This is a genomic window from Alteromonas sp. S005, from assembly GCF_036864475.1.
GTDB lineage: Bacteria > Pseudomonadota > Gammaproteobacteria > Enterobacterales > Alteromonadaceae > Alteromonas.
In genome coordinates this window covers 201,306-225,392 of record NZ_JAZETN010000003.1, presented here as the reverse complement: position 1 = coordinate 225,392, position 24,087 = coordinate 201,306, and the positions used below count along the sequence as shown (strand labels likewise).

Annotated in this window: 20 protein-coding genes; 5 read left to right on the top strand and 15 right to left on the bottom strand. The window is 44.9% G+C overall.

Going from position 1 to position 24,087, the window contains the following annotated elements:
* Window positions 1-86: 86 nt before the first annotated feature.
* Both V7R55_RS06235 and V7R55_RS06230 read right to left on the bottom strand, forming a co-directional pair.
* Window positions 87-941 (bottom strand): DUF3307 domain-containing protein, encoded by an 855-nt coding sequence (locus tag V7R55_RS06235; RefSeq protein WP_334058294.1) that lies wholly within the window; start codon window positions 939-941, stop codon window positions 87-89.
* Window positions 942-1,046: 105 nt separating this feature from the next.
* Window positions 1,047-1,715 carry a hypothetical protein gene (locus tag V7R55_RS06230; RefSeq protein WP_334058292.1) on the bottom strand — a complete coding sequence of 223 codons (669 nt, stop codon included), beginning with the start codon at window positions 1,713-1,715 and terminating at the stop codon, window positions 1,047-1,049.
* Window positions 1,716-2,051: 336 nt separating this feature from the next.
* Here V7R55_RS06230 and V7R55_RS06225 point away from each other — a divergent pair, with 336 nt between their 5' ends.
* Window positions 2,052-2,567 (top strand): TetR/AcrR family transcriptional regulator, encoded by a 516-nt coding sequence (locus tag V7R55_RS06225; RefSeq protein ID WP_334058290.1) that lies wholly within the window; start codon window positions 2,052-2,054, stop codon window positions 2,565-2,567.
* Between the two features lie 53 nt (window positions 2,568-2,620).
* Window positions 2,621-3,682 carry an alcohol dehydrogenase family protein gene (locus tag V7R55_RS06220; protein ID WP_334058288.1) on the top strand — a complete coding sequence of 354 codons (1,062 nt, stop codon included), beginning with the start codon at window positions 2,621-2,623 and terminating at the stop codon, window positions 3,680-3,682.
* A 200-nt stretch (window positions 3,683-3,882) separates the two neighbouring features.
* Here the strand turns inward: V7R55_RS06220 and V7R55_RS06215 are convergent, their stop codons facing one another.
* Complete coding sequence (locus V7R55_RS06215; protein ID WP_334058287.1) at window positions 3,883-5,196, bottom strand: sensor domain-containing diguanylate cyclase; 1,314 nt, start codon at window positions 5,194-5,196, stop codon at window positions 3,883-3,885.
* A 247-nt stretch (window positions 5,197-5,443) separates the two neighbouring features.
* Here V7R55_RS06215 and V7R55_RS06210 point away from each other — a divergent pair, with 247 nt between their 5' ends.
* On the top strand, window positions 5,444-6,019 hold the full coding sequence (locus V7R55_RS06210) for an exopolysaccharide biosynthesis protein (protein ID WP_334058285.1): 576 nt from the start codon (window positions 5,444-5,446) through the stop codon (window positions 6,017-6,019).
* A gap of 22 nt (window positions 6,020-6,041) precedes the next feature.
* Here the strand turns inward: V7R55_RS06210 and V7R55_RS06205 are convergent, their stop codons facing one another.
* The 8 genes from V7R55_RS06205 to V7R55_RS06170 all read right to left on the bottom strand — a co-directional run bounded on the left by V7R55_RS06205 (window position 6,042) and on the right by V7R55_RS06170 (window position 16,769).
* Window positions 6,042-6,896 carry a sterol desaturase family protein gene (locus V7R55_RS06205; protein WP_230237746.1) on the bottom strand — a complete coding sequence of 285 codons (855 nt, stop codon included), beginning with the start codon at window positions 6,894-6,896 and terminating at the stop codon, window positions 6,042-6,044.
* Between the two features lie 91 nt (window positions 6,897-6,987).
* Window positions 6,988-7,656, bottom strand: coding sequence for a CDP-alcohol phosphatidyltransferase family protein (locus V7R55_RS06200; protein ID WP_230237745.1), 669 nt, complete (start codon window positions 7,654-7,656; stop codon window positions 6,988-6,990).
* Window positions 7,650-8,288, bottom strand: a complete 639-nt coding sequence (locus tag V7R55_RS06195) for an ATP-binding cassette domain-containing protein (protein WP_230237744.1) — start codon at window positions 8,286-8,288, stop codon at window positions 7,650-7,652. Before V7R55_RS06195 ends, V7R55_RS06200 begins: the two co-directional genes overlap by 7 nt.
* Entirely contained in the window at window positions 8,278-10,041 is a 1,764-nt protein-coding gene (locus V7R55_RS06190) for an ABC transporter permease (protein WP_230237751.1), read from the bottom strand. Before V7R55_RS06190 ends, V7R55_RS06195 begins: the two co-directional genes overlap by 11 nt.
* The gene (locus V7R55_RS06185; RefSeq protein WP_438823578.1) at window positions 10,041-11,381 is read right to left on the bottom strand and encodes an ABC transporter substrate-binding protein; all 1,341 of its coding nucleotides are present in this window, start codon (window positions 11,379-11,381) and stop codon (window positions 10,041-10,043) included. Before V7R55_RS06185 ends, V7R55_RS06190 begins: the two co-directional genes overlap by 1 nt.
* Entirely contained in the window at window positions 11,368-12,231 is an 864-nt protein-coding gene (locus tag V7R55_RS06180; RefSeq protein ID WP_334058458.1) for a DUF547 domain-containing protein, read from the bottom strand. The genes V7R55_RS06185 and V7R55_RS06180 overlap by 14 nt, the downstream gene beginning before the upstream one ends.
* Before the next feature lie 29 nt (window positions 12,232-12,260).
* Window positions 12,261-14,414, bottom strand: a complete 2,154-nt coding sequence (locus tag V7R55_RS06175; protein ID WP_334058279.1) for an FAD-dependent oxidoreductase — start codon at window positions 14,412-14,414, stop codon at window positions 12,261-12,263.
* Window positions 14,415-14,429: 15 nt separating this feature from the next.
* Window positions 14,430-16,769, bottom strand: a complete 2,340-nt coding sequence (locus tag V7R55_RS06170; protein ID WP_334058278.1) for a TonB-dependent receptor — start codon at window positions 16,767-16,769, stop codon at window positions 14,430-14,432.
* 167 nt (window positions 16,770-16,936) lie between these two features.
* Between V7R55_RS06170 and V7R55_RS06165 the strand changes: the two genes are divergently transcribed.
* Window positions 16,937-17,347 (top strand): hypothetical protein, encoded by a 411-nt coding sequence (locus V7R55_RS06165; RefSeq protein WP_334058276.1) that lies wholly within the window; start codon window positions 16,937-16,939, stop codon window positions 17,345-17,347.
* Window positions 17,348-17,433: 86 nt separating this feature from the next.
* Here V7R55_RS06165 and V7R55_RS06160 read toward each other — a convergent pair whose 3' ends face one another.
* Window positions 17,434-17,898 carry an EVE domain-containing protein gene (locus V7R55_RS06160; RefSeq protein WP_334058456.1) on the bottom strand — a complete coding sequence of 155 codons (465 nt, stop codon included), beginning with the start codon at window positions 17,896-17,898 and terminating at the stop codon, window positions 17,434-17,436.
* A 252-nt stretch (window positions 17,899-18,150) separates the two neighbouring features.
* Here V7R55_RS06160 and V7R55_RS06155 point away from each other — a divergent pair, with 252 nt between their 5' ends.
* Window positions 18,151-20,505 (top strand): YgiQ family radical SAM protein, encoded by a 2,355-nt coding sequence (locus tag V7R55_RS06155; protein WP_334058274.1) that lies wholly within the window; start codon window positions 18,151-18,153, stop codon window positions 20,503-20,505.
* Window positions 20,506-20,645: 140 nt separating this feature from the next.
* Here the strand turns inward: V7R55_RS06155 and V7R55_RS06150 are convergent, their stop codons facing one another.
* The 3 genes from V7R55_RS06150 to V7R55_RS06140 all read right to left on the bottom strand — a co-directional run bounded on the left by V7R55_RS06150 (window position 20,646) and on the right by V7R55_RS06140 (window position 24,039).
* Complete coding sequence (locus V7R55_RS06150) at window positions 20,646-21,062, bottom strand: hypothetical protein (protein WP_334058272.1); 417 nt, start codon at window positions 21,060-21,062, stop codon at window positions 20,646-20,648.
* Entirely contained in the window at window positions 21,062-22,726 is a 1,665-nt protein-coding gene (locus V7R55_RS06145) for a S41 family peptidase (RefSeq protein WP_334058271.1), read from the bottom strand. Before V7R55_RS06145 ends, V7R55_RS06150 begins: the two co-directional genes overlap by 1 nt.
* Before the next feature lie 182 nt (window positions 22,727-22,908).
* A complete protein-coding gene (locus V7R55_RS06140) occupies window positions 22,909-24,039 on the bottom strand; it encodes a strictosidine synthase family protein (RefSeq protein ID WP_334058269.1) in 1,131 nt (376 codons plus the stop codon).
* Window positions 24,040-24,087 lie beyond the last annotated feature (48 nt).

The following is a 24,087-nucleotide window of genomic DNA, read 5'->3' as shown; positions in this document are numbered from 1 at the left end:
CCTAATGTTCGTGGAAACACTCAAAGAATGTGGCGATGACCTATCATCTGCTTAAGAACCCTGTTTAAGTATCGTGTAACCTTTGATCACTGAGATTTAATGGGCATATGCCCGAGTAACGCTGCGCATGCCAAACCAATGGCAAACGTCATCGCCACACTGGTGAAGGTGCCGAGCAGTACATACTCGGTAAGTTTTCTGTCTTGGTGTTTAGTAAGATCACCAAAGCGAAATATAGATTTAGCCGCAATAAGAAAGCCTATGGCAGAAAACTGATTTAACAATACAAAGGTAAGCATAAGTACGCGCTCTAAATAGCCAATTCGTTGCCCTGCAAGTGACAAGGTTTGTTGTGCTTCTGTGGTTATCGTAGGCGTATCGTTCGGATGGGCTGATGGGGTTTTGTTAGTTAAAACCTCACTACTCCAAGGGGACAGCAGTTGCTTTATAATAATTGAGCTAGGTTTTAGCACTGCTAAATAGGCAAGAATCACGGCTAAGTGACCTGCGCCTAACTGCTTGATCAGTTCCAGTGCACTGTGCCATTGATTCGTGACATATAAAAACACGACCAAAATTACTATGACGTGAGCAAACTGATCGATGACAAACGCGGTAGTATTTTGGGAGCAATAAGACTTAATCACATCAATTTTAAAATGGGAAACCGCTATTATAAGCGCACCAGTACCTGTAGTAACCATGCTGTAACTGTCAGATAAAAGCGCAAGTGCTATGAGGGCTAGAACACCATGTAACAGCGCATGTAAATACAAAGGTAACGCCAGTGCGTGTCGCTCGTTTCTTTGCTTTACCCATGAGTAAGGCTGAAAGTAAAAGTCGGCAAGCAAATGGGCAAGTAGTAAACCCACCAATAACTCAGGTTGCGAGAATTCAGAAGTAGCGTTAACGATAGCGCCTTTTGATGTTTCAGCTATCATTTAATGCTCCGGTTATAGCGGTAATCTTTTAAGGTTTTCCACTGCACGTTTTGCTTCCTTATTGTTTTATTCTGCTTTTAATAGCGCTATGTCTTGTTGCTCGACTTATTGTTTTTGAGTGGCGATCGTCTGTTCCATGTAGTCAAGGTATTCAGCCACTAGTTTATAATTACTTGCATTAAGAATTCGACTTACATTACTTCTATTTTTATTGAGCAATGCCGCTATATTTTCGTGGCTTTTATCCGCAGCTTGAAGGTAGGCAAGTAAGGTTTCTGATTGGGTTTGTGTTAAGCCGCTTACATGAGTATCGGCAAAGCGTGTAAGTAACTGAGTTTTGCTTTCTAGCTCGGTGTTGCCGCTGTAAAACGCAAGGTAATTGGATTTGATCTTATCAAGGCCCCGCCCCGATAAAACAAAAGCTTCCCCCGTGCCAGTTTTCACTTCTTTTGGCCGAAAATGCGCTTTACCCACCGCCACGCTGATTCTTACATCAACGCTTGGCGTGTGAGCTTTTAACGCTAAACGCAAACCTAACGCAATATGCATACAGTACTGGGGTTGATTTACCGCCAGCTGAAATGCGTCGCCGCGATAAATATCAAAATGGCCGTTATACTGCATCGCATAATTCGACAAGTGCTGCTCTAGTACAGCGAGAATAGTTCTGAAATCTTCGTCAGAAAATGACTGAGATCCGGTTATGTCACCAGTAAGCACGCCAGCATAAGGCTTCGCCGCCTTGTTTATCGCAGTATTTTTATTCGATTGCACTATGCCCCGCCGTTATCTTTTGTTGTTTACAATAAAGGATTCAATCTTTTATCACTATGACATGCTTACACACTAAATTCAAAAATAATCACAATTCAAAAAGTGATTGAATACAATCACAAATGTAGATGTGATTGAAATATATCACTAACGCCTAGAAGTTCATACTAATTTCTTAACCATGTTGACGATGTAGAACATTCATTCTACCCTTGAGGTAGAATACATATTCTACTATTTTTTATTCAGCGTAGCATCGACGTTATTCTTAATGGATCCACGCTGAAAAGTCGTCTACAGACTAATAAGCTAAGTTATCGAGAATAGGTAATAGGAATGACGCCCAAACAGATTGAGTTAGCCTCTAAATTAGAGCAAGCCTTTGCACTTTATGGTTTTGCAGAGCCTAATGTCGCTAAGCTTAAAAACTACACAGGCACAACGCTTAAAACCCTCTATAAATACTTTCCGTCAAAAGAAGATATGATCATTGGTGCACTTAACTATCGTCAAAGCCGCTATATTTCATTCTTAGAAGAAGACTGTCCTCCCACTCAAAACGATGCACTTCATCACATATTTGAACGCTTGTCGCTATGGCTTACGACCTTTGCGCCGCGAGGTTGTATGTCTCTGCAAGCACTAGCGAGTTATCCTGGCAATCAACAAATCGAAACCGCGGTTAATGAACATAAGCACGAAGTGTTGTTATGGCTAACTCAAAAGCTAAAAGACAAAGCATTGTCTAACAGAGTGTTTTTGTTGCACGAAGGGATGTCATCAGCGTGGCCAACCCTTGGAAAAGAAGCGCTCACCGCAGCGAAAACCTCATTGAACACATTGCTCAATTAGCCCTTCAAATTGGTCTTATTTTTTCATATCAGTTTACATCTTAGGAGAAAAGCATGCCTACCCTACCCACCGAAATGTATGGCGTACAGCTAATAAAACACGGTGATCTTGACGCACTTAAATACAATGAAAATATTCCCGTGCCACCACTGACAGATAATGATGTACTTATTGAAGTGCGCGCTGCGGGCGTTAACAATACCGATTTAAACACGCGAAAAGGCTGGTATTCAAAAGGCGATAATGATGCAGAGGATGCTGGATGGGGAGGTAACGCGTTAAATTTGCCATTAATTCAAGGTGCTGATGTTTGCGGTTTTATTGTTGCAGTAGGAAAAAATGTCGATCCAAACCGTATTGGTGAGAGAGTAATCATTGAACCCTGTCTCACTGAAGCCAACAGCAAAGAACTTAATTCGCCTTGGTACTTCGGTTCTGAGTGCGATGGAGGTTTTGCTCAATATACCAAAGTGGCCGCCCGTCATGCACACGCTGTCGATACGGAAATGTCCGATGTTGAACTCGCGTCTTTTCCTTGTTCATACTCAACGGCCGAAAATCTATTGCATCGCGCCAATGTTAAAGCTAATGAGCGTGTTTTCATTACAGGTGCCTCAGGTGGCGTCGGCTCAGCGGCAGTTCAGCTAGCCAAAGCAAGGGGCGCTTACGTAGTCGCGGTAACAAGTGAGGAAAAAAGGGCCACCCTAGAGGCGTTAGGCGCTGACGAAACCGTACTTCGCGACGGAGATTGGGCCAATTTAGTAAACCAAAAACATGTCGATGTGGTAATTGACCTTGTTGCTGGTGCTCGCTGGCCAGAACTTCTAGAGATCCTTAAACCATTTGGACGCTACGCCACCTCTGGTGCAATTGCGGGTCCCGAGGTCTTGCTAGATGTCCGTACCCTTTATTTAAAAGACTTGACCCTTTTAGGGTGTACAGTTCTAGACAACGAGGTTTTTGCTAATTTAGTGAAACACATAGAAAACGGAAGCATCAAACCACTTGTATCCGCCACTTATCCCTTAGCTGAAATTTGTAAGGCGCAGCAACAATTCGAGAAGAAAAGCCATATTGGTAAGATGGTTCTGACAGTTGGAAAAAACAAATTCTAATACGATAGGTTCAAACTCGCCACCGTCATTTACGCGGGTCAGTGTTTTGAAGCCGGACTGTGCTAAACAAAAGCGTGAATTAAAACGTCGGAGTTTGACGTTTATAAGGATTCAAGTTTAGCGCAGTTTCTCCCAGACGCTTTGGCTCGATACAGAGCCTCGTCGGCTTGACGTACTAGCCACAAAGCCTTCTCATTACTTTAAGATACACTATTTCGTCTCGGTGAACATGGGTCCCAGCACGCCATACCAATACTAACCGTGAGTTTACTGTCGTGGTCCGACGCCTTATGTTGAATATCCAAAAATTTCACGTTACGAATAATCCGTGAAGCAATAGCGTGGAGTTCATCAAGCCGAGTATTGGGTAATATCACTGCAAACTCTTCACCACCATAGCGGGTGACTAGATCATCGCTGCCTAGGCAACTATTAGTTAAGGTTTCCGCAATTTTTTGTAATGCTGCATCGCCAGCTATGTGACCATAGGCATCATTAAACTGCTTGAATAAATCCACGTCGATCAGAAGTAAGCTTAGCGTTAAGCCTTGTTCATTACAGCGTTCCAAATTTCGAAGCAGCGTACTGTCAAATAACCTTCTATTCGCAATTCCTGTTAAACCATCAATATTCGCTAAGCGTTCGAGTTGCTTGTTAGCTTCTAGTAGTTCAGCTTGTGCCTTTTGAAGCGCTTTTCTGTTGTGTAGGCTTTGTAATGTGTTACCAAGCATCTCTCCTATTCGACGCAAATATTCAATATCAAATGCGCTCCATGAATAAGGGCTACCAATAATATCACAGCCAATGAAACCGTATATGATGTCGTCTACCATAATACGAACACACAAAATCGAGAAAATTCTTTGCTCATCAAATACAGTCTTTTCTGCGGCCGCCTCTTCGGGCAGCGTTTCTACATTATCGACTTGAAAAATACCGTTAAAAATGTGCTGTTTAAAAAATGGTAGCGAATTGGTTGGCATGTTCTGAAGATCATCAATAAAGGGCGTAACGCCCGCAGCGACCCATTCGTGGGTGTTTGACATGCATTCAGCTTCATCGCTGAATTCAAATATATAGCACCTGTCTACGTCGCAGAACGCACCCAATGCAGCTAAAGCTTGATCTATAATGCTGTCGAGCTCATTAACACTTGCTGTGATGAGTTTGGATGAAAAATTAGTGAGGAGCTGATTAAACGCTATGTGTTTGCTCACCGCAGAGTTTTTATTATTCTCATTAAACATCGCCGTGAAATTAGTTATAATCTGCAAAACCACCCAATCACCTTGAGGAGTGGATACAACTCCGCTCTCGACAAAGCAATTCATCGCTCGAGAATCGGTTTGAAGCCTAAAATGCTGCGCAACGGTCTCCCCTTTCTCTGCAAGAGTGAATGGCGAATTACATAAGGGAATTGGCGCTTTCGTTTCGGGGTCGAAAAACACAAATGAATTGGCGTTCACCGACGCCGCACGCATCATTCCAAAGTCTCGTTCAAAGCCCTTGCTCATATAAACAGTGTCTTTCTCAGGGCATTTAAATAAAATGCTAGACGGCATCTGACTTAGAATTGAAAGTATATCTGTCGAATTCAATTTATCTCTCGCGAAAACCCACTCAATAAATGTAGCAGCAGTTTTTGAACAAGTGAACTTAACGTTAACATCTCATGTGAAGCCTTCTTAGAATATTAAACTTATTTAAGTTAATGACGTAGTGATAGTTAAGCAATCACTAAATTGGAATTAGTTGGCGAATATGGGCAGTTCTATTGTTGAATTATTGGATGACATGCAAGTCGAAGGTGATGACACCACGTCACTTGGTAAAGTAATTGAGCGGTTCGAGGACCGAGGCTTTGGGCCACTTTTGTTAATACCGGCTCTCATTGCGTTGCTGCCAACCGGGGCAATTCCTGGTGTACCCACATTATGCGGAATAACACTATTTTTTATATGCACACAAGTTGCTTGGGGAAAAACCAGCCCTTGGCTTCCCAAATTTATAAAGGATAGAGAAGTATCTTCCGAACAGCTCGACAGCGCAGTTGAAAAAGCCAAGCCTTACGCCCAGAAAGCTGAAAAACTAGTAAGACCCAGACTTTCCTACCTTTCTCGATCTCCGTCCAAAAACATTATTGCAGCTTACTGTGCTATTGCTGCGGTTTGTATGATACCTCTTGAAGTACTGCCTTTTGCTGTAGCAATGCCCGCTTTTGCTTTATGTGTTACCGCGCTTGGAATAACAAACCGTGATGGTGCATTGTTGATCGTTGGTATGCTACTTCAATTAGGCACAGGGTATTTAGTGTATAAGGCACTAGCAATGATTTAACAGAGCGTAGCAATGCTCGTTGCTACTCAGTTTCTTTAAAAGGCTGCAATAGCAAGGCACGAATTGAAGCGTTCTCTTTTATCGCAGGCACATCCCGCTGGCCAATCGAAAGTGTTTCGTCGCTTTGCTTAGCTCTGGGGGTAAAGCTTTTAAAAAGCCTGTCCCACCAAGATACGCTGAAACCATAATTAGAGTTTGATTCTCTTTTAGCTTGGCTATGATGTATGCGATGCAAGCGTTGGGTAATAAGTACCAGTCCCACTCTGTCATCCCACTTTTGAGGTAATCGAATGTTAGCGTGGTTAAATAGCGCAAACCCGTTAAGTGCCACTTCAAAAATAACAACAGCTATGGCTGGTATGCCTAGTATTGCCACTGCCAAAGCTTTAACGCCCAGACTAATAGCAATTTCAACGGGATGAAACCTAAGCCCTGTAGTGGTGTCGACATGGCTGTCGGCATGATGCATTTTGTGAAAACGCCATAAAAAAGGCATCGTGTGAAACAATCGATGCTGCCAGTAAATAAGCATATCCAGCAGCAGTACACTTATTACCACTATACCGACAACCAGAGCGTTGCCGTATTGGGTATTATTTATTTGTTCAGTGGACTGCAAAGTACCGACGGTTTTAGCTGTTACTAGATTAAACAGCCCAACGCCCTCTTGCTGGGCCCATATCGATACGCCAACTAATGTTGCGGGAAGTAAAACTCTAGAGACAAGGGCCCCCAACACCACCATGGAAAGGTTACCGACCCAGCGTGTTTTCCTATTCAGCACGGCATTACGCGCTGGAAACAAGGCTTCCAGAACTGCCATAAAGACAAAAACACCAAGAAATACACTTAGGCGAATAGCTGACGCATTATCCACTACGGTTCTCTTTTCGATTCAATTTCATGTCTACTTCTTAACGACTAATTACGGTTTGTGTAAAGAAAAGGCGCAGCTGTGATGCCTATGCCTAATCAGTTTTGCCGCCTTGAACCTTATCAGTCGTCAAACACTGACTTTGTTTTTCTACTTTATTCAAGGTACTAAACCCACCTGCGATTCGAGTGACGACAGTTACTGCACAAGCAGCGGCAAAAATATAAGCAAGTGCCGCGAAATGTTGGGGCCAGATGCAAAAAGCAAGAAACACAACGATGGTTTCTGTACCCTCGGTTAGCCCTTGCATATAGTAAAAGCTCTTGTTAGCGAACTGTGGTCTGTCGATATGAAATTTTTCAGCTGCAATGGCAAAAGCCAAAAAGCTACTGCCCGTGCCGATAAATGTGGCAAGTAGCACCATTGCTGGTACGCCCCAGTTAATAGGGTCAGCGATGCCAAATGCTAACGGAATAGATGCATAAAACAAAAAGTCTAGGCATATATCAAGAAACCCACCTGCACTGCTGCTACTTTGTTGGTAGCGTGCTAACTCACCGTCAATACCATCAAACACTCTATTGAGTATAATGCAGCTAAGTGCCATTCCCCACCAGTTAAGAATAATAAAGGGGACGGCAAGAATACCTAAAACAAAGCCTGCCACGGTAACTTGATTCGGGCTGATGCCTTTTGCATTCAGTGCTGTGATCAAAGGCTTCAATAGCGGTTTAATAAAAGGGGTGATTTTCGCGTCTAGCATGATGATAACTCTATTATTTGACCGCCAGCAGCGAGGGCGTCCTCTTTATCGTGTGTTACAAGTACTGCGGGAATGTTTCTCGTTTTAAGCTGCTTAAATGTCCAGCTTCGAATTTGCTCACGAAGGACAAGATCTAGCTTACTAAATGGCTCGTCTAACAATACGACGTCAGGTTGCGAAGCTAGCGTTCTTAGTAGAGAAACACGGGATTGTTGCCCGCCTGATAATGAAGTGACTGCGCGCTCCCCTATGCCTGCTAGGTCGACAGCGCTAAGCATTTCTTCGATAGCTTCCATTTTAGCTTTTCGATTTGAATGGCTGTTTTTAGGCATGGCGAAGGCAATATTTTCTGCAACCGTCATGTGCTCAAAGAGCAAGGCGTCTTGAAACATAATGCCTACTTTACGCAAATGAGCTGCTATATCGTTTACTACAACACCGTTAATTTTAATGATACCGCTAAAGCTAAACGGCCCATAAAGTTGGCCGGTAATTGCCTGCAGCAAAGTAGACTTTCCAGACCCACTTGGCCCCATTACCGTTAAAATTTCTCCGTCTTTCACACATATATTCACTTTTAATAATGTGTTTTGTGCATGAGAAACCACTAGGTTTTCTAAACTAAGCGCCATGTAATACTGCTCTATTCTTTTTATCTAAAGTACGAATCTTGCTACCGGTTTTTACTAATGCGGCGGGTAAATACCACGCTATTGCAAAGCCAACTAAAGGCATAATTGCTTGGATAATAACGAATACAGCCGTTAAGCGCGTACTGCTTCCCGACACTGAAGCCACAGCTTCTGTTGTTATGGTGGCAATAGTGCCCCCCGAGGCCAATAGCGTAGGCAAGTACTGGCTGAAGCTTATAGCAAGCCCCAGCGCCCACGCCACCATGATAGCTGAAACCAGGGATGGCAATTTAATATAATAGAACACTTGCCAGGGCGTTTTACCTAAGCTTTGCGCAACCATTGCGTATCGTATGTCGAATTTCCGATAGGCTACCGCCATGGACAAAAATACATAGGGCACGACGTAAACCATATGAGCAATGTAGGTATGAAACCAAACAGCGTCTTGCAGCACGAGTTGCTGGAACCAAACTAGGCCATATAAAAAAGCCACACCAGGCACCAATAACGGCAAAAACAACGAAATTGAAAACGCCCTTTTGGCATTTGTACCTGCGGGTTTAAGCAGCTCACTTTCAAGTGTAAATAGAACTAACCCCAATGCTGAGGTACTTACCAAAATTCCTAGCAATAAACTGTTAGAAAATGGCTGAGCAAGAGTTTCAAAAGCAGTTCGCCAATGCAATAGAGTGGCACCTTCTGGAAATAAATCAGGGTAGTACCACTGCTTAGCGATTGAGTACATAAGTACCGAATAAACCACTGCGCCAATCAAAGCAATGTAGAGCGCTACAGTACTATAAGCGGCGCCTTGCACAAAGCTATCAAAAAAGCGCCTATTCCCTTTCGCAAGCCTTTTCCTTCCCGCATATATCACTATACGCTCGACACATAACAACAGAACTAACGCCAAACCGCTAACGGCAACCTGAAGCACCGCCGCACTGCTTGCCAATAGGCGCATAGATAAATCGATATGATTAAACCAATGCATAATGGCCACGGCCAAAGTGCTGGGGTTGTTGCCCCCTAATATGAGCGGAATTTCCACGTTAGAGGTGGCGAAGACCAACACTGCTAATATTGGTAACTTGATTTGTGCGAACACAGTGGGCATTACCAGCTTAAAAAAGGTTGCCACGGGCGAATAGCCAAGCGCTGTCCCCACCTTGATATAGCCAGAAAGTTTACTTTTCACCAATGGCTGGGACATTACGCTTAACGCCATCAAAAGAATGAACGGCAGTTCTTTTAAACTTAACGCCAGTAGTACGCTTAGCCCCCCAGGATCATAGGGAAAAAAAGAGTCATATGGGAAAAGCGCCTCGCCACTACCAGGAATAACCGTACCCGTTCCTACCGCGGTTATTCGAACAAATATGCCTGACGGGCTGAATACAAATAGTAAGGCAATGGCTGCAGCCGCGTGTGGAAAAACAAGAAACGGGCTTAATAAGCCTTGAATTTTGTTTAGCCAAGTCGATTGATAAAATGACGCTAGTAATAAAAACGCGCCACCAATCGCCAGCAATGTAGACCCCAACCCAGTAAAAAGTGACAGCCACACCATCTGCCAAATATCATCAATAGCAAATAGCGTTTTAAAAACGTTTAGAGAAAAGCTGTTTGCGCCTATTGCAGGAAAATAGCCTAACGCCGGAAACGCTACGCCAACCAACCCTGCCAAAACAGGGATGCACAGCAAAAGTAATAAGCACCAGCGTGCAACACGTGTAAATTGAGCGAACATCAATAGCGTGCTCCATAGCGTTGGTACCATGCCTCTCGCAACACATCGGTCCAGCTTGAATGCGGCTCAGCGAGCAGCATCGTCGCTCGCGATTTATCTAACGCCGATGGGTGACTATTATCTTCAACAAACAGCGCTTGGTCTGACGCTGAAAGGCTTTCAATATCAAGCACTGTGTCGTCGCCCCACACCTCTACCGCCTGTTTTTTAGCTTGTGCCTGTGGAGAAAGCAGGAAGTTAACCACCGTTTTGGCTGCCGCTTTGTTTTTTGAGTTGTAAGTAAGACCTACAAAATGGACATTTGCTAGGCTACCGTCTTGCATAACATAGGTGCGAACATCGTCAGGTAAATCAAAACGAGTGACCGCCGACGGAATTTCTGAAGCGGTGAAAGAGAAAGCCATTGAAAGCTCTCCGGTTCCCACCAAGCGTTGTAATTGGGAAGCTTGGCGCAACATGTGTTTACCCTGCTGCCACATAGTAGGATGCAGCGCGTCAAGATACGCCCACAAACTCGGTAAAACCGCATCAAGCGATTTATCAGTCACTGGCTGATAAAAAAGGCTTCGCTTATCTTTGTTAAGTGCAAGCGCTGCATACTTGATAAAACTAATACCTAAATAATCGCTAGGTACTGGGTAGGTAAATCTACCTGGTGATTTTTGGCTAAATCGTAGAAGCTCTTCAATGGTTTTCGGGGCCATAAGCCCTAGCGTATTTAAGTGTGCGCTACGGTAATAAAAAACCATAGACGCTTTGCCCCAAGGCGCCTCCATTCCTAAAGTAGGCTCACCGAAGTCTGTTGTTACAGCGGGGTTTTGACCCGGATTAGTTAGGCTAAAGTTGTCAAGTTCTCCTACCCACGAAGCACTTAGCAGGTCGTGCTTTTTCATCGCAGCGAAGTTTTCGCCGTTTATCCATATAAGGTCAACACTCCCGTTTTTGTGGTTTCCTGCCGCCTTTTCAGCAAGTACCCGAGAAACCGCATCACTAGTGTCGGCCAGCTTCACATGTTGAAGTTCTATGTTAAAACGTGTTTTAACTTGCTCGGCTACCCACTGAAGGTAACCATTGACTTGGGCACTACCACCCCAAGCATGAAATCGAACAAGAGGCGGTTTTTCGCTGGATGCTTCATCGCTGGTTTGGCCCAACGCAGGCTGGGCTAAAACAAATACCGAAAAAATGACCATACAGGTAAAAAAGATTACCTGCATGGGGGTAAACAACGGGCTATTTGTACTTAACTGTCCCGCAGCTTGCCACTCTGAATGCATTTGGGAAGCATTCAGAGTACTAGCGTTAGCGTTAATGTTAGCGTTAGCGCTACTGTGCCGCATTAAGCGCCCAGTCATAGTTTAGGTATTCAATATCCGCAGTGTCATTTTTTAACGCAGAAACTTGTGTTTCAGTTAATTGCATTGCGTCTTCATACAGCAAGATAAACTCATTTAGCGTCGACGTATCGCGCCACTCGCCGTTTTTACCTTCAAAATCCTCACTGTACCAATCAAATATTTTTGATAGATAGAGTGTGTTATCGCTCATTTTGTTGCGAGAGGTGTCAGCCAAAAATCGCTTAGTTTGTGCCTCTAACTGCGAGTCTAGTTTGTCTCCCGTGTAGGCTTCTTCACGAAGCGCAGGGCAACCTATGCTGGCGCAATTCACCGCAAAATGAATGCGAGGCTCGTTATAGGTTTTTGTGGCTTGGTTTGTACCGCGAATAAGTTCGTGTTCAATTTCATCTAATGTGCGAGTTTCACCAAGCAGCGGTGCTATCTCCTTTTTCCAAGGCGAAGAAAAGAAACTTCCTAAATCACGAATGGAGTCGATATCTGGGTACTCAGTTAAGATAAGCTCAATGGTATAGGCGTTGTAAGCATTAATAAGAAAAGCGAGCTGTTTATCTTTATCCCATGAGTCGAATGTACTTTGCTCAACCTTTGATAAGCGCGCTAAATACTCATTAAGCGTATTTCGCTCTTTTTTAAAGCCATCGTAATTTACCTGCGTGCTTGCGCCGTTGGAAATCGGCGTGACGTATTTACCTAACAATTTATCAAACGTGCTATGTAGGCCCGCTTCAGCACTAGCATAGAAACTTACGCTTGCAGCAAACAGCACTAAGCTGCCTACTGCCACACTACGTGATACTGCACTTAAACGCGACGATAGGGCGATTTTGCGCATAAAAGACGATTGAGTAGTTTTCACTTCTATTACCCTCTCCGCCATGTGTGAAATTTCTCAACGTAACTTAAAAGTTTTTCAGGAGCGTTAGCGCGCTTCCAATTTCCCGCTGCGTATTTCGCTCCTTCTGCCCACGTAGGGTAAGCGTGGATAGTGCCAAGAATTTTGTTAAGACCTAAATCGTGTTTCATGGCAATAACAAATTCAGACAGCAAATCACCTGCGTGCTCAGAGACAATGGTTACACCTAATATTTTGTCTTTCCCCGGCGGCGTAAGCACCTTTATGAACCCCTTACGCGCACTCTCGGCCACGGCACGATCGAGTTCGGCGAATTCGTACCGAGTTACTTCCACATCAATGTCTTGTTCTGCAGCATCTCGCTCACTAAGACCTACCCTCGCCACCTCAGGGTCGATAAAGGTAGTCCAAGGGATAACGCTATAATCCACCTTAAACTTCTTAAATGTGCCGAAAAGTGCGTTAACCGCCGCATACCACGCCTGATGGGCAGCTACGTGGGTAAACTGATAAGGGCCTACCACATCACCAGCAGCAAAGATGTTTGGCATCAGGGTTTGCAAGTATTCATCGGTCTCAATAGTTCTATCAAACTGAATTCCCAAATCTTCAAGACCAAACCCACTAAGGCGCGCTTTTCGACCAACTGCCACAATCACTTCGTCATAGGCTATAGTAGACTCAACACCTTCTTTAGCAACCACTAATACTTTTTCACCGTCTTTCGTCTCAAAGCGCAATGCATCATGAGATGTCAAAACATTCACTCCGCTTTCTCGAAGTACAGATTCAGAATATTCAGCTACGTCAGCATCTTCCTTACCCATTAAACGTGGCGCACGTTCAACTTGCGTAACCTCGCTACCAAGGCGAGAAAATGCCTGTGCTAGCTCACAGCCAATAGGCCCACCACCCAATACGATCAAGCGCTTTGGCGCTTCTTCAAGGTCAGCAAATTTAGACCATAAGGTATCAGAAGTGACATAACCGCTTTGTTCGATACCGGGCAGGTCAGGAACAAAAGGCGCTGCCCCCGTGGCAACAACAATGTTCTTTGTTGTTAGCGTTTGGGTGCCGCCATCATTCTTTTTGATTTCTACTGTCCAGGGGTCGATGATCTTTGCATAGCCTTTTACAACGTCAACACCCAAACTGGTGTAACGCTCTACGCTGTCGTTGGGCGCGATTGCCGCAATGACTTCATGCACACGGGCCATCACTTTTTTAAACGACATGGCAGGTGATACTGGCTCCAAACCATAGTTGTCAGCATGACGCATTTGGTTAGCTACTTTCGCCGTTTTAATGATGGCTTTACTGGGTACGCAGCCGTAGTTAAGGCAGTCGCCCCCCATTTCCCCTGCTTCTACCAGCGTCACTTTTGCTTTCACTGCTGCCGCAATATAGCTGGTGACTAATCCGCCAGCACCGGCGCCGATCACTACTAGGTTACGGTCAAATTTCTTTGGTTTGTTGTAGCCTTTGTAGACGCGGCGGCGATTTACTATTGCCACAATGCCTTTAGCAATCCACGGGAATATACCTAGCAATACAAATGAGAAGATAAGCCCTGGCGATACTATGCCTGACAGACTGTCAATTTGCGCCAGTTGCGTACCAGCATTTACATAAACAGCGGTGCCAGCAAGCATGCCTATTTGGCTTACCCAGTAAAACGTCCAGGTTTTAAGTGACGTCAGCCCCATTAACAGATTTATTAAGAAAAACGGAAATACTGGTACTAAGCGCAAAGTAAATAAGTAGAACGCACCTTGTTTTTCAATGCCTTCATCAATTTTCTTAAGCTTTTCTTTAAACTTGTTTCGTACGGTATCACGCAGGATGAAGCGCGCGACTAAAAAAGCTAACGTAGCGCCCACACTTGATGCGAACGACACAATAATTAAGCCCTGAGCCAGCCCAAACAATGCGCCTGCTGCCAGGGTCAAAATTGCTGCACCTGGTAGCGATAGTGCGGTAACCGCCACATAGATAGCAAAGAACACCCCTATGCTTAATACAGGGTTTTCTTCTATTTGCGCTTGAAAGGTATCGAGTGAGTCCTTCATGCCCTGAAGGGTTAGATAGCTATTCAAATCAAAATAGAAAAAGCTAAATATAGCGGCGGCAATAACCCCTAAAAGCGCTATTTTCTTAAACATAAAAATCCTTAGCGCTTAAAACGCGTATTGCATGGTAACTTGAGCGTGACGAGGTACGTTTGGCATGACAAGAGTCGCGCCGAAATATCCACCTTCAAACAGCGGCTGCCAATTTTTCTCATCGGTCACATTAATGATATCTAAACGCAATCGAAGGTCATCTGTCACTTGATAGTCTGCATTTACGTCAACCGTATATTGGTCACGAATATGCACGGTTTGCAGGAAGTCTAGTGGGAATGACTTGGTATATAGGGCACTTGCTCCCACTTGCAAGTCGTCGGTAACTTGCCAGCCAGCGTTAATAGAAGCAATTTGCGGCGGGATCCCCTGAACACGACTGTCTGATGCAGGGAACGCGGCAAAAGAGGGTGATCCTACTCCTGTACCTTCAATAATATCAGGGCGACTATTATCAAACGCATCTATCACCTGAGCCGTGCCTTGAAACGCTGCAGAGTCATCGAAGCGAGCGTCTAAATAACTGTAGGCAGCATTGACCCATACATCGTCGCCTTGGTAAAACATTTGCAACTCAACCCCTTTGGTTTTCACGCCGCTGTTGCTGCCATCGCGATTGCGTAAGCTACGGGTTTGCTCAAACACTGCAGCTTCAGCATACCATTTGCTGTTTGGCGCGTATTTTACCCCTGCTTCATACAGAGTATTTTCGGTAGCAAAATTAAGCGGGTTAATTTCATTATTACCGCCCAATACTGTGCCACCCGCCATACTGTTTGATGTAGCATCGTTTTCTGAAAACGCCGCGTATACGTTGATGTCACCGGTGAGTTTATAAACCGCGCTTAACTGATAGCTAGTTAACGTATCGCTGTACGAATCTGAGGCTGCTTCAACACCATTAGGCGCTAGAGGGTCTCGGGCATCAACATCGTAATAATCAACTCGAACGCCAGCAATGGTTGAGAACGTGTCTGTCCAACTAGAGCGTTGCTGGAGCGCCAACCCAGTTTGCCACGACGTGGAATCAGTGGTGTCTGACAAGTTAAAATCGCCGTTGCCATCGCCGTCTAAATCATACTGAGCCCCCGGAGACACGAATACACCTGGACGTAACTCGACTAAACGTGCTTTTTGCGCGTCGGTAAGCGGGATCACGCGGTTAGAGATAGGCCCGGTTAAATCAATCGGATTGTCGGCTTCAGTAGTAAACTGGCTATAGCCCAGCACGTCGTTATAGCGAATCGCCAAGCCTACAGTAGTAAGTTGGCTATCGTTCCACTGATAATCCACTTCAGTGCGGTTTTCAAACGTGTCAGCGCCGTCAATAATCTCTACAAAGCTATTTTGCGCAATTTCTTCCCGTTCAAGATATTGGTAATACGTAATATTGCGAAGCGCCACGTTATCAGCCATTTTGTATTCTACATTGCTGCGAATAACGGTGGTTTCAGCACCATTGATGTCATCAGGATTAGTAAATACGCGATTGCGGGGAATAACCACTTCACCGGTAGGTGAAATAATGGCTCCGGCCCCCGGAACTGAACTGCCATTAGGCTGAGTGCCTTGCCCAGTAATATAAACACCATTGTCGATAAGGTCTTGGGTTGGGCGGTTTATACCCGCATTGTCTGGATAGTCTGTGTCATAATATTCAGCGCTAATATCCCAAGTGAGTGCGTCGCTCGGTGTGTAGCGATAAGCAACAAATAGGTTTGTAGTATCGCGCTCAGCGAAGTCGTAGAAGCTGCCGTGATCTAGGTATTCAGCACTAAAGCGAATGCCGCTTTTCCCTTCTTCTATCACTGTGCCGTAGTCCACTTGGGCTGAATACTGATCCCAGCGCCCGGCGCGAAGGGTAACCTTACCGCTACTGTCGCTAGTAGGCGCAACCTTAGTTTGAAGGTTTACGAAGCCACCATTACGCTGCGTACTTCCAAACAAAACTGGCGACGGCCCTTTCACTACGTCAATTTGCTCAACGCTATTAAAAGACAATGGCAACCCAAAACCATTATTGCCAGCCTGGCGTCGCACGCCGTCTTGAAAAAGCTCGCCTAACTGACCGCGAATACTTGGCAAACTAGGTGTACCGAAACCGCTTGAAGCGTAGGCATTTGGAGCTGCTTTTACAATGTCGTGAAGATCATTAATGTTAAGCGCTTCAATCGCTTCTGCCGACAATGACGTTACCGCACGAGGGGTTTCTGCTGCGCTTAAACCACTACCAAATATACCTTTTAGCGTATTGTCGCCGGGGTTTAGTGTGTTTAAGTTTTCTTGATTGCCTGTTACTTCTACTACTTCTATATCTGCCACTTGTTGGGCAGCTAGAGAATGACTGATGGCAAGTGCGAGTGTGCTAACGGCAAGGCCGATTACTTTTTTCATTAACGATTCCGTATTTTTATTTATTATTCGACTAGACCGATACGTGTCACAAAAAATTTCAGTACATTTAATTTTCGAAAAAACATTATAAAACACAAAATTAATTGAAATTTTTATTTTGAACGGTCGTTCTTGTATGCTTGCACTATTATACTTTTGGAGCATGTATGCAAAACAACACTGATATTCAAAACCGACTGGAGTGGTCGTTACTTTCGCTTCGCGTAACTATTTTTATTGTTATGTTTGTTTGGACCCTAGATAAGTTTGTCAACCCTGCCCACGGCATGGCAATTTTTGAAAAATTCTACGGCATAGGCGGCGTACCTGAAATGGCCGTGTACATCATGGGCGCATTACAGCTCGCATTGGTGTTAGCGTTTTTAGCGGGCCTTGTGAAAAAATACACCTACGGCCTCATCTTTATCCTTCACGGTGGCTCCACTCTTTCGTCTTTCCCGCAATATCTAGACGCCTTTAATCACCTGCTCTTTTTTGCCGCATGGCCCATGTGGGGAGCATGCTTTGCACTATTCCTATTGCGCGATGCCGACACTAAATTTGCCTTTGGCAAGTAGTACACATGTGTTGGGGCAACTGCACTAAATCGTGATAGCCAGTTGCCCTTACTAAGGCTCACCTCATAGCGCCAATACGGCGCTTTTTAACCTCTGGCAGCCACATACAGTTGTTGCCATTCGCACTTTTGTACCGGCATTATTGACAACCTTCCGCCTTTTTTAACCAAAGGTAGCTCAGTAATACCTTCCATACTCTTAATAACAGAAAGTGGAAGTACGCTGGAAAACTTTTCTATAAACTTCACATCTACACGATACCAACGAGGATTTTCTTCGCTGGATTTAGGATCGTAGTATTTTGACTCAGGGTTGAACTGTGTGGTGTCTGGGTACCCGTCTTTCACCACTTCTGCAACGCCTGCAATACCGACCAGTTTGCAGCTGGAGTGATAAATAAACACTTTATCGCCTAGCTTTACGCCATCACGTAAAAAGTTACGGGCTTGATAATTTCTTACGCCATCCCACGGTTCAGTCTGGTCAGGACGGCTTGCCAAGTCATCGATAGAAAATGCATCAGGTTCTGTTTTAAATAGCCAATACGCCATGTTTTTATTCATTCTCTTAATCTTCGAACACTTACTGAAGCGTAGGTAAATAAACATACGCTGTATGCGCTCTTTTAATACCAGGCCGCATAGATAACTCAGCCATTTAACAAACACCAGTATACAAAGCACTTTTATTTAATGACAGTGCTATACCGCAGCTTGGCTAAGACTGCTATAATTGCGCACTTAATCTGAGCTTACCCTTATTTTAAGTTCAGCAATTCCCTGATTTATCTAGATGTGATTACTATGCAAGCCACCATTAAGGCCGACCGCGGTCTGTTTTCTTACCCTAAATATTGGCCACACTGCCTGGGTACTGCGCCTTTTCTTCCTATGTCAAAAGAGGAAATGGATGCCCTTGGCTGGGACAGCTGTGACGTTATTTTGGTAACCGGCGATGCGTATGTCGATCACCCTAGTTTCGGTATGGCGGTTATTGGTCGTGTACTGGAAGCCCATGGTTTTCGAGTTGGCATTATTTCTCAGCCAGATTGGAAGAGTAAAGACGACTTCATGAAGTTGGGTAAGCCCAACCTGTATTTTGGCGTAACAGCCGGAAACATGGATTCCATGATCAACCGCTATACATCTGACAAAAAGCTTCGTCACGACGATGCCTATACTCCGGGTAATGTAGGCGGTAAGCGTCCTGACCGTGCCGTAACTGTCTATGCACAGCGCTGCCGCGAAGCTTTTAAAGGTGTACCTGTAATTGCGGGCGGTATTGAAGCCAGCTTGCGTCGTATTGCGCACTACGATTACTGGAGCGAGAAAGTACGCCGCTCAGTGTTGTTCGACTCTAAAGCGGATATGCTGTTTTTCGGTAACGCCGAGCGCCCGCTTGTTGAAGTGACTCATCGCCTGGCGGCAGGTGAAGATATTGCCGATTTACGCGATATTCGTGGTACTGCGATTATTGTTAAAGAAGCTTTACCAGAATGGCAAGGCGTTGACTCTACCTCTCTTGATAGACCCGGCAAGATAGACGCCATTCCAAGCCCTTACCAAATGGAGCCCGAGTGCGACTCGCAGGATAAAGACACGAAAAGCAGTGAAGCACCAGAGGCTGCGCCCATCGTAATTCAGCCTGCGCAAAAAGAGAAAGAAAAGCGTAAGCCTTGGGAAAAGGTGTACGTTAAGCTGCCAGCGTACGAAACGGTAAAAGACAACAAAGTGTTATACGCGCATACATCGCGTATTTTGCACCAAGAAACTAACCCGGGTTGCGCCCGTGCACTTATGCAGCGCCATGGAGACAGACACATTTGGATTAACCCACCGGCCATGCCTCTTGAAACTGAAGAAATGGATGCGGTGTTTGATCTTCCATATCAGCGTGTACCTCATCCTGTGTATGGCGACGCTAAAATCCCTGCATACGATATGATCCGCTTTAGCATTAACATTATGCGCGGATGCTATGGCGGCTGTACCTTCTGTTCTATTACTGAACACGAAGGCCGTATCATTCAAAGTCGCTCTGAAGATTCGATTATTCGTGAAATTGAACAAATACGCGATACGGTACCTGGCTTTACTGGCGTAATTTCAGACTTAGGCGGTCCGACGGCGAACATGTATCGCCTTCGTTGTAAGAGCCCGAAGGCAGAAGCGACTTGTCGTCGCCCTTCTTGCGTGTACCCAAGCATATGTGCACATATGGATACGGACCATAAGCCCACCATCGACTTATATCGCCGTGCTCGCGAATTGCCTGGAATTAAAAAGATTTTGATTGCATCAGGCGTGCGTTATGACTTGGCGGTAGAAGACCCAGAATACGTGAAAGAGCTTGCCCTTCACCACGTAGGCGGCTATTTGAAGATAGCGCCAGAACACACCGAAGACGGCCCGCTTTCAAAAATGATGAAGCCGGGCATGGGAAGCTATTACCGCTTTAAAGAACTGTTTGATAAATACTCACAGGAAGCGGGTAAAAAGCAGTACCTTATTCCTTACTTTATCGCATCGCACCCGGGTACCACCGACGAAGACATGTTAAGCCTTGCGATTTGGCTGAAAGAAAATAAGTTTAAGCTCGATCAGGTACAAAACTTTTATCCGTCGCCAATGGCAACGGCTACAACCATGTACCACACCGAAGTGAATTCGCTTCGTAAAGTTACTAAAGAAAGTGAAGAAGTACCTTCTGCTAAAGGCGAGATTCACCGTAGACTACACAAGGCCATGCTGCGTTATCACGACCCGAAGAACTTCGCTCAAATTCGTGAAGCGCTTAAGCGTATGGGGCGCGAAGACTTAATTGGCCGCGGTCCTCAGCACCTTGTTCCAACAGAAACGGCAGATGAGAAACGCCAAAAGGCACAAAAAGGCCGTCGCGGTGAACGTGCGCTTACTAAGCATACCGGGCTACCACCGACGTTTCAGGGTAAAAACGGAAAAGGCAAAAGCCGAGACGGTAGTGCTGTAAATAAAAGCCGTCGTAATACAAACGGTAATAAACAAGGTAGCGATAACAGGAAAGAGCAAGCCAACGGTAATACCGCCAATCGAAATTCCGGTAAAGCTTCTAAGGCGAATAATGGCGGCGGCAACAATCGTGGCCGCTCTCAAAAACAGCCAAGCATGCATAAACGTTAAGATAAAAAACGCTAAAAATAAAAAAAGCCCGATGCTATTAACCATCGGGCTTTTTTTGCGATTTTTAACAATAGCACTGCGCTATTTCAGCTAACTATTTATGTATCCAATCTATATGCACTTAATCAATACGCTAACGCTCAATCGTGATTTGGGTAGCAATTCATATTTTCAAGTTTGGCCAGCTCACCAGTTTGATCATTTCGCAGCAAGCAGTGTTTGCCATCACTTAGTAACGTAAAGCTGTACACAGGGTTATCATGCCTTCCTTCAACGGGTAACCCCCTGCTATCTACCTTCGCTTTTCGTTCAATTGTAATGTTTGAAGCTTTGCTAAACACATTATCAGCAACAGTGATGGGTATACCGCCGAACCAGTTGCTGATGGTATTTTCAATCGTTTGCTTTTGGCTTGCACTCGTGCTGTTAGTGATTGCTTTATGCAACTCAGCCTCCTTGCTTGCAGCACAACCAATGGCCAATGATAGCACTATAGCAAGGGCTGCAGCTGGCAGCCCTTTGCTGCTTTTAGCTTTGCCTCTACCGAATAGAACCATCAGTCTTGTTCCTGGATAACGGGCTGATTAATCTTGTTATGTAAAATAAAGTTTTCTCTGCGCGTTTCGGGTGTGTCGATAGGAATAAGCTTTTCACCTACTAGCGCGCTTTGATTACTGCGCAGTGCATTTACATCAGCCATGCCATTGCCCGATACCACTTCAGGGCATGCGCCCGTAGCTGCAAATTCTAATGCTGCAGACAACATACCTTCATTTGGTTCACCCAAGCTTGCAGTAAAGTCATCTTCAACTTCACATCCTGGCAGTTCAAAATCGAAGTTCGGTGTATTGGTTGGCATAAAGCCATCGGCATAATCTCCAAAGCCTTTATTATTCACCCCTTGGAACTGAATAGTGAAGTAAGTTTCACCACAGTTGTCTGTTGGATAGAAACCATAAGGCTTACCGCACGTTGTGGAGCCAATTTGTACCACCTCTACATCTATGCCGCGAAGCGCGTTCATTACCGCTTCACTGGCTGAACACGTTGCATCTGTTGAAATTACATAAACACGAGTCAACGAAAGGCTCGGCAGTAAAGTATCGGTAAGCCGACCGGCGTTGTAATCGATAACATTGCTGTAAAAAGGCGTAGGACGTATTGTCTCACCAGTTATGGGGTTAGTCGTTGGGTTTTTATCGTTAAATCTTAAGGTTTCAAACGTAGCGTTGTTCGTTTGATTCGGGCCCGCTACCATATAGGAAAGCTGTGAGGCTAACGCCAAACGCCCCCCACCGTTGTAACGTAGGTCCATTACTAACTCGGTAACATTCTGTTCAACGAATGTATCAAAGGCCTCAATTAGCCCTTCCTGCGCAGTAACAATAAAGGCATTGAACTGGAAGTAGCCTGTTTTACCGTTTTCAGTATCTAGTACCTTAACGTTTTGAACAGGCGTTACGCTCACATCAGTAGAGGTAATATCTACAGACATAGTCGTACCGTCAATCAGTTCAAACTCAAAGCTCGTAGTCGTTCCTGCATCGTCAGGAAACAACCCATCGTTTAAAACGGCAACGCCTTGCTGGGTATTATCATTAACAAAATCAACACCGTTAATACTTAACACTTTTGCGCCCCTAGGTACGTTTGCTGACGCAGCAGGTGAACCAGGCTCTGTGAATCGCACCGTTAGCTCTCGTGGCACTGTGTTTGAACCAAATTCCCAATCAAAACCAAACCCCGACTCTATGCCAGATTGAGATAGTTCGTTGTATTCAGCAGTGTCTTGTGAAAAATGAAAATTGTCTTTGAGCGTGCCACTTGGCGTTAGTTCATTGGTTTTTAACTGGTCAAAGTATGCCAATACTGAAAAGTTTTCAGGGTCGTTATCGTCTACTTCGTCATACCATAGGTAGGTGTCGTTAGTCCAAGAGCGCAGCCACAGCTTTTCATCCATTGCGGTGCCTTGCGTATCTGGGTAGGCACTTCCTGTAAAAGGGTCGATGCCAGTTCTTGGCGTTTCACATTTCGCGATGAATTGAGATTGAGGCTCATAGACGCCGGCTTCCCACTTAGGTGCAGACGTAACGGGAGTTGTTGGTGTAGTAGGTGTCGTTGCTACAGGCGGGGTACTGGACGAACCGCCACCTCCTCCACATCCCGTGAGAAGTGAAATCGTGATTGCAAGTGCAACTGAAGTATACAAATCCGCTTTCATAAATAGATGCCCAAAATGGAAAGTTCACCGGCCTTTATGCGCTCGATAAAATTATGACAACTCACACTAGCATAATTTATAGTGGTATAGCTTTGTAAGATTACCTAGGTAACAAAAGTTTAAACATTGATTAAATGTAACTGAATTTTATCCAATTCTACGCACCAGTCGGATTATCGCCACTAGTTATTGCCTCTGTGAGCATCAATATCTATTACAGTCACGTCGCTTGTTGGGCGTTTTTTATCAAGCGGCAGAATTCCCACAGCAGGCGCTTTTAAACTACTAATAAACAAGCCATGCTCTGTTTCTATAGCGCCAGTTACAAAGGGATAAGCGCCGCTTGGGTCTTGAAGAGATTGAAGCAGCTTCCCACTTTCGCTGATTTTTAGAAGATGCCCATACGCTTTCCCTTGAGGTCGTATGAACTGTGGTAAACGCTGTACTACTTTACGAATAAAGGGTTTATCTGATAGCCCGTCCACTGGTGCTGAACGCGGTGAAGCCAGGCCTAGATAATAGCCGCCACCGGCAGCCTGGCTGATATTGTCAGGGAAACCGGGTAAGTTATCTATCACCACATCCACCCTTCCTTGTTGAGGACCTTTTAGCCAGTAGCGCAAAACTCGGTACTTTCCTGTCTCGTTAAATAATACAGAGTCTTGGTCATGACTCATTGTTACGCCATTTGCGAAAACTAAACCATCTATCAAAACCCTGCTCGAAGCAGTTAATGGATCGTACTCAATTAACCTGCCATTCCCTTTGTGCTCTAGAATTTCTAGCAAGCTTGCCGAAAGCGTTCCACCATGATCCTTCGCGGCAAACTTGGTGGTCGCGTCGGTAAAATAAACCTTTCCATTTTTTGCTATATCAACATCATCGGCGTATATAACGGGCGTATTCTCTACCTGATTAACAAGCGTTTTCAATTCGCCTTTGGCGTTTACAATTAGCAAACCTCGATGGGCATCGGCGATTAGTAGGTTTCCCTCGTTATCGTATTCAAGACCAAGTGGGCGGCCGTTGGTATTAATCCATGGTGTAAATGACGTTTGCCCCTGTTTCATTAATAATACCGTGCCAGAATGCGTTGCTGTGGCAATGGTTCCCTCTTTATTTATCGCAAAATCCTCCGGCCCCTCTTCACCTTTTAAATGAATAAGCGAAAGCTCTGACAACAGCGAATTTTCTGTAAAGCCTTTCGTAAACCCGCCATTTTTCGGTGCTTGCCAACTGACTGGTTCGATGGGTACCGGCCACAATAATAAATAGGCAAGAATTAAAATAAGTGAACCCCATAGCACTTTCATTCACGCACTCCTTTTGGCAACGAGCTTATACTTTTGCTAACCATAGCA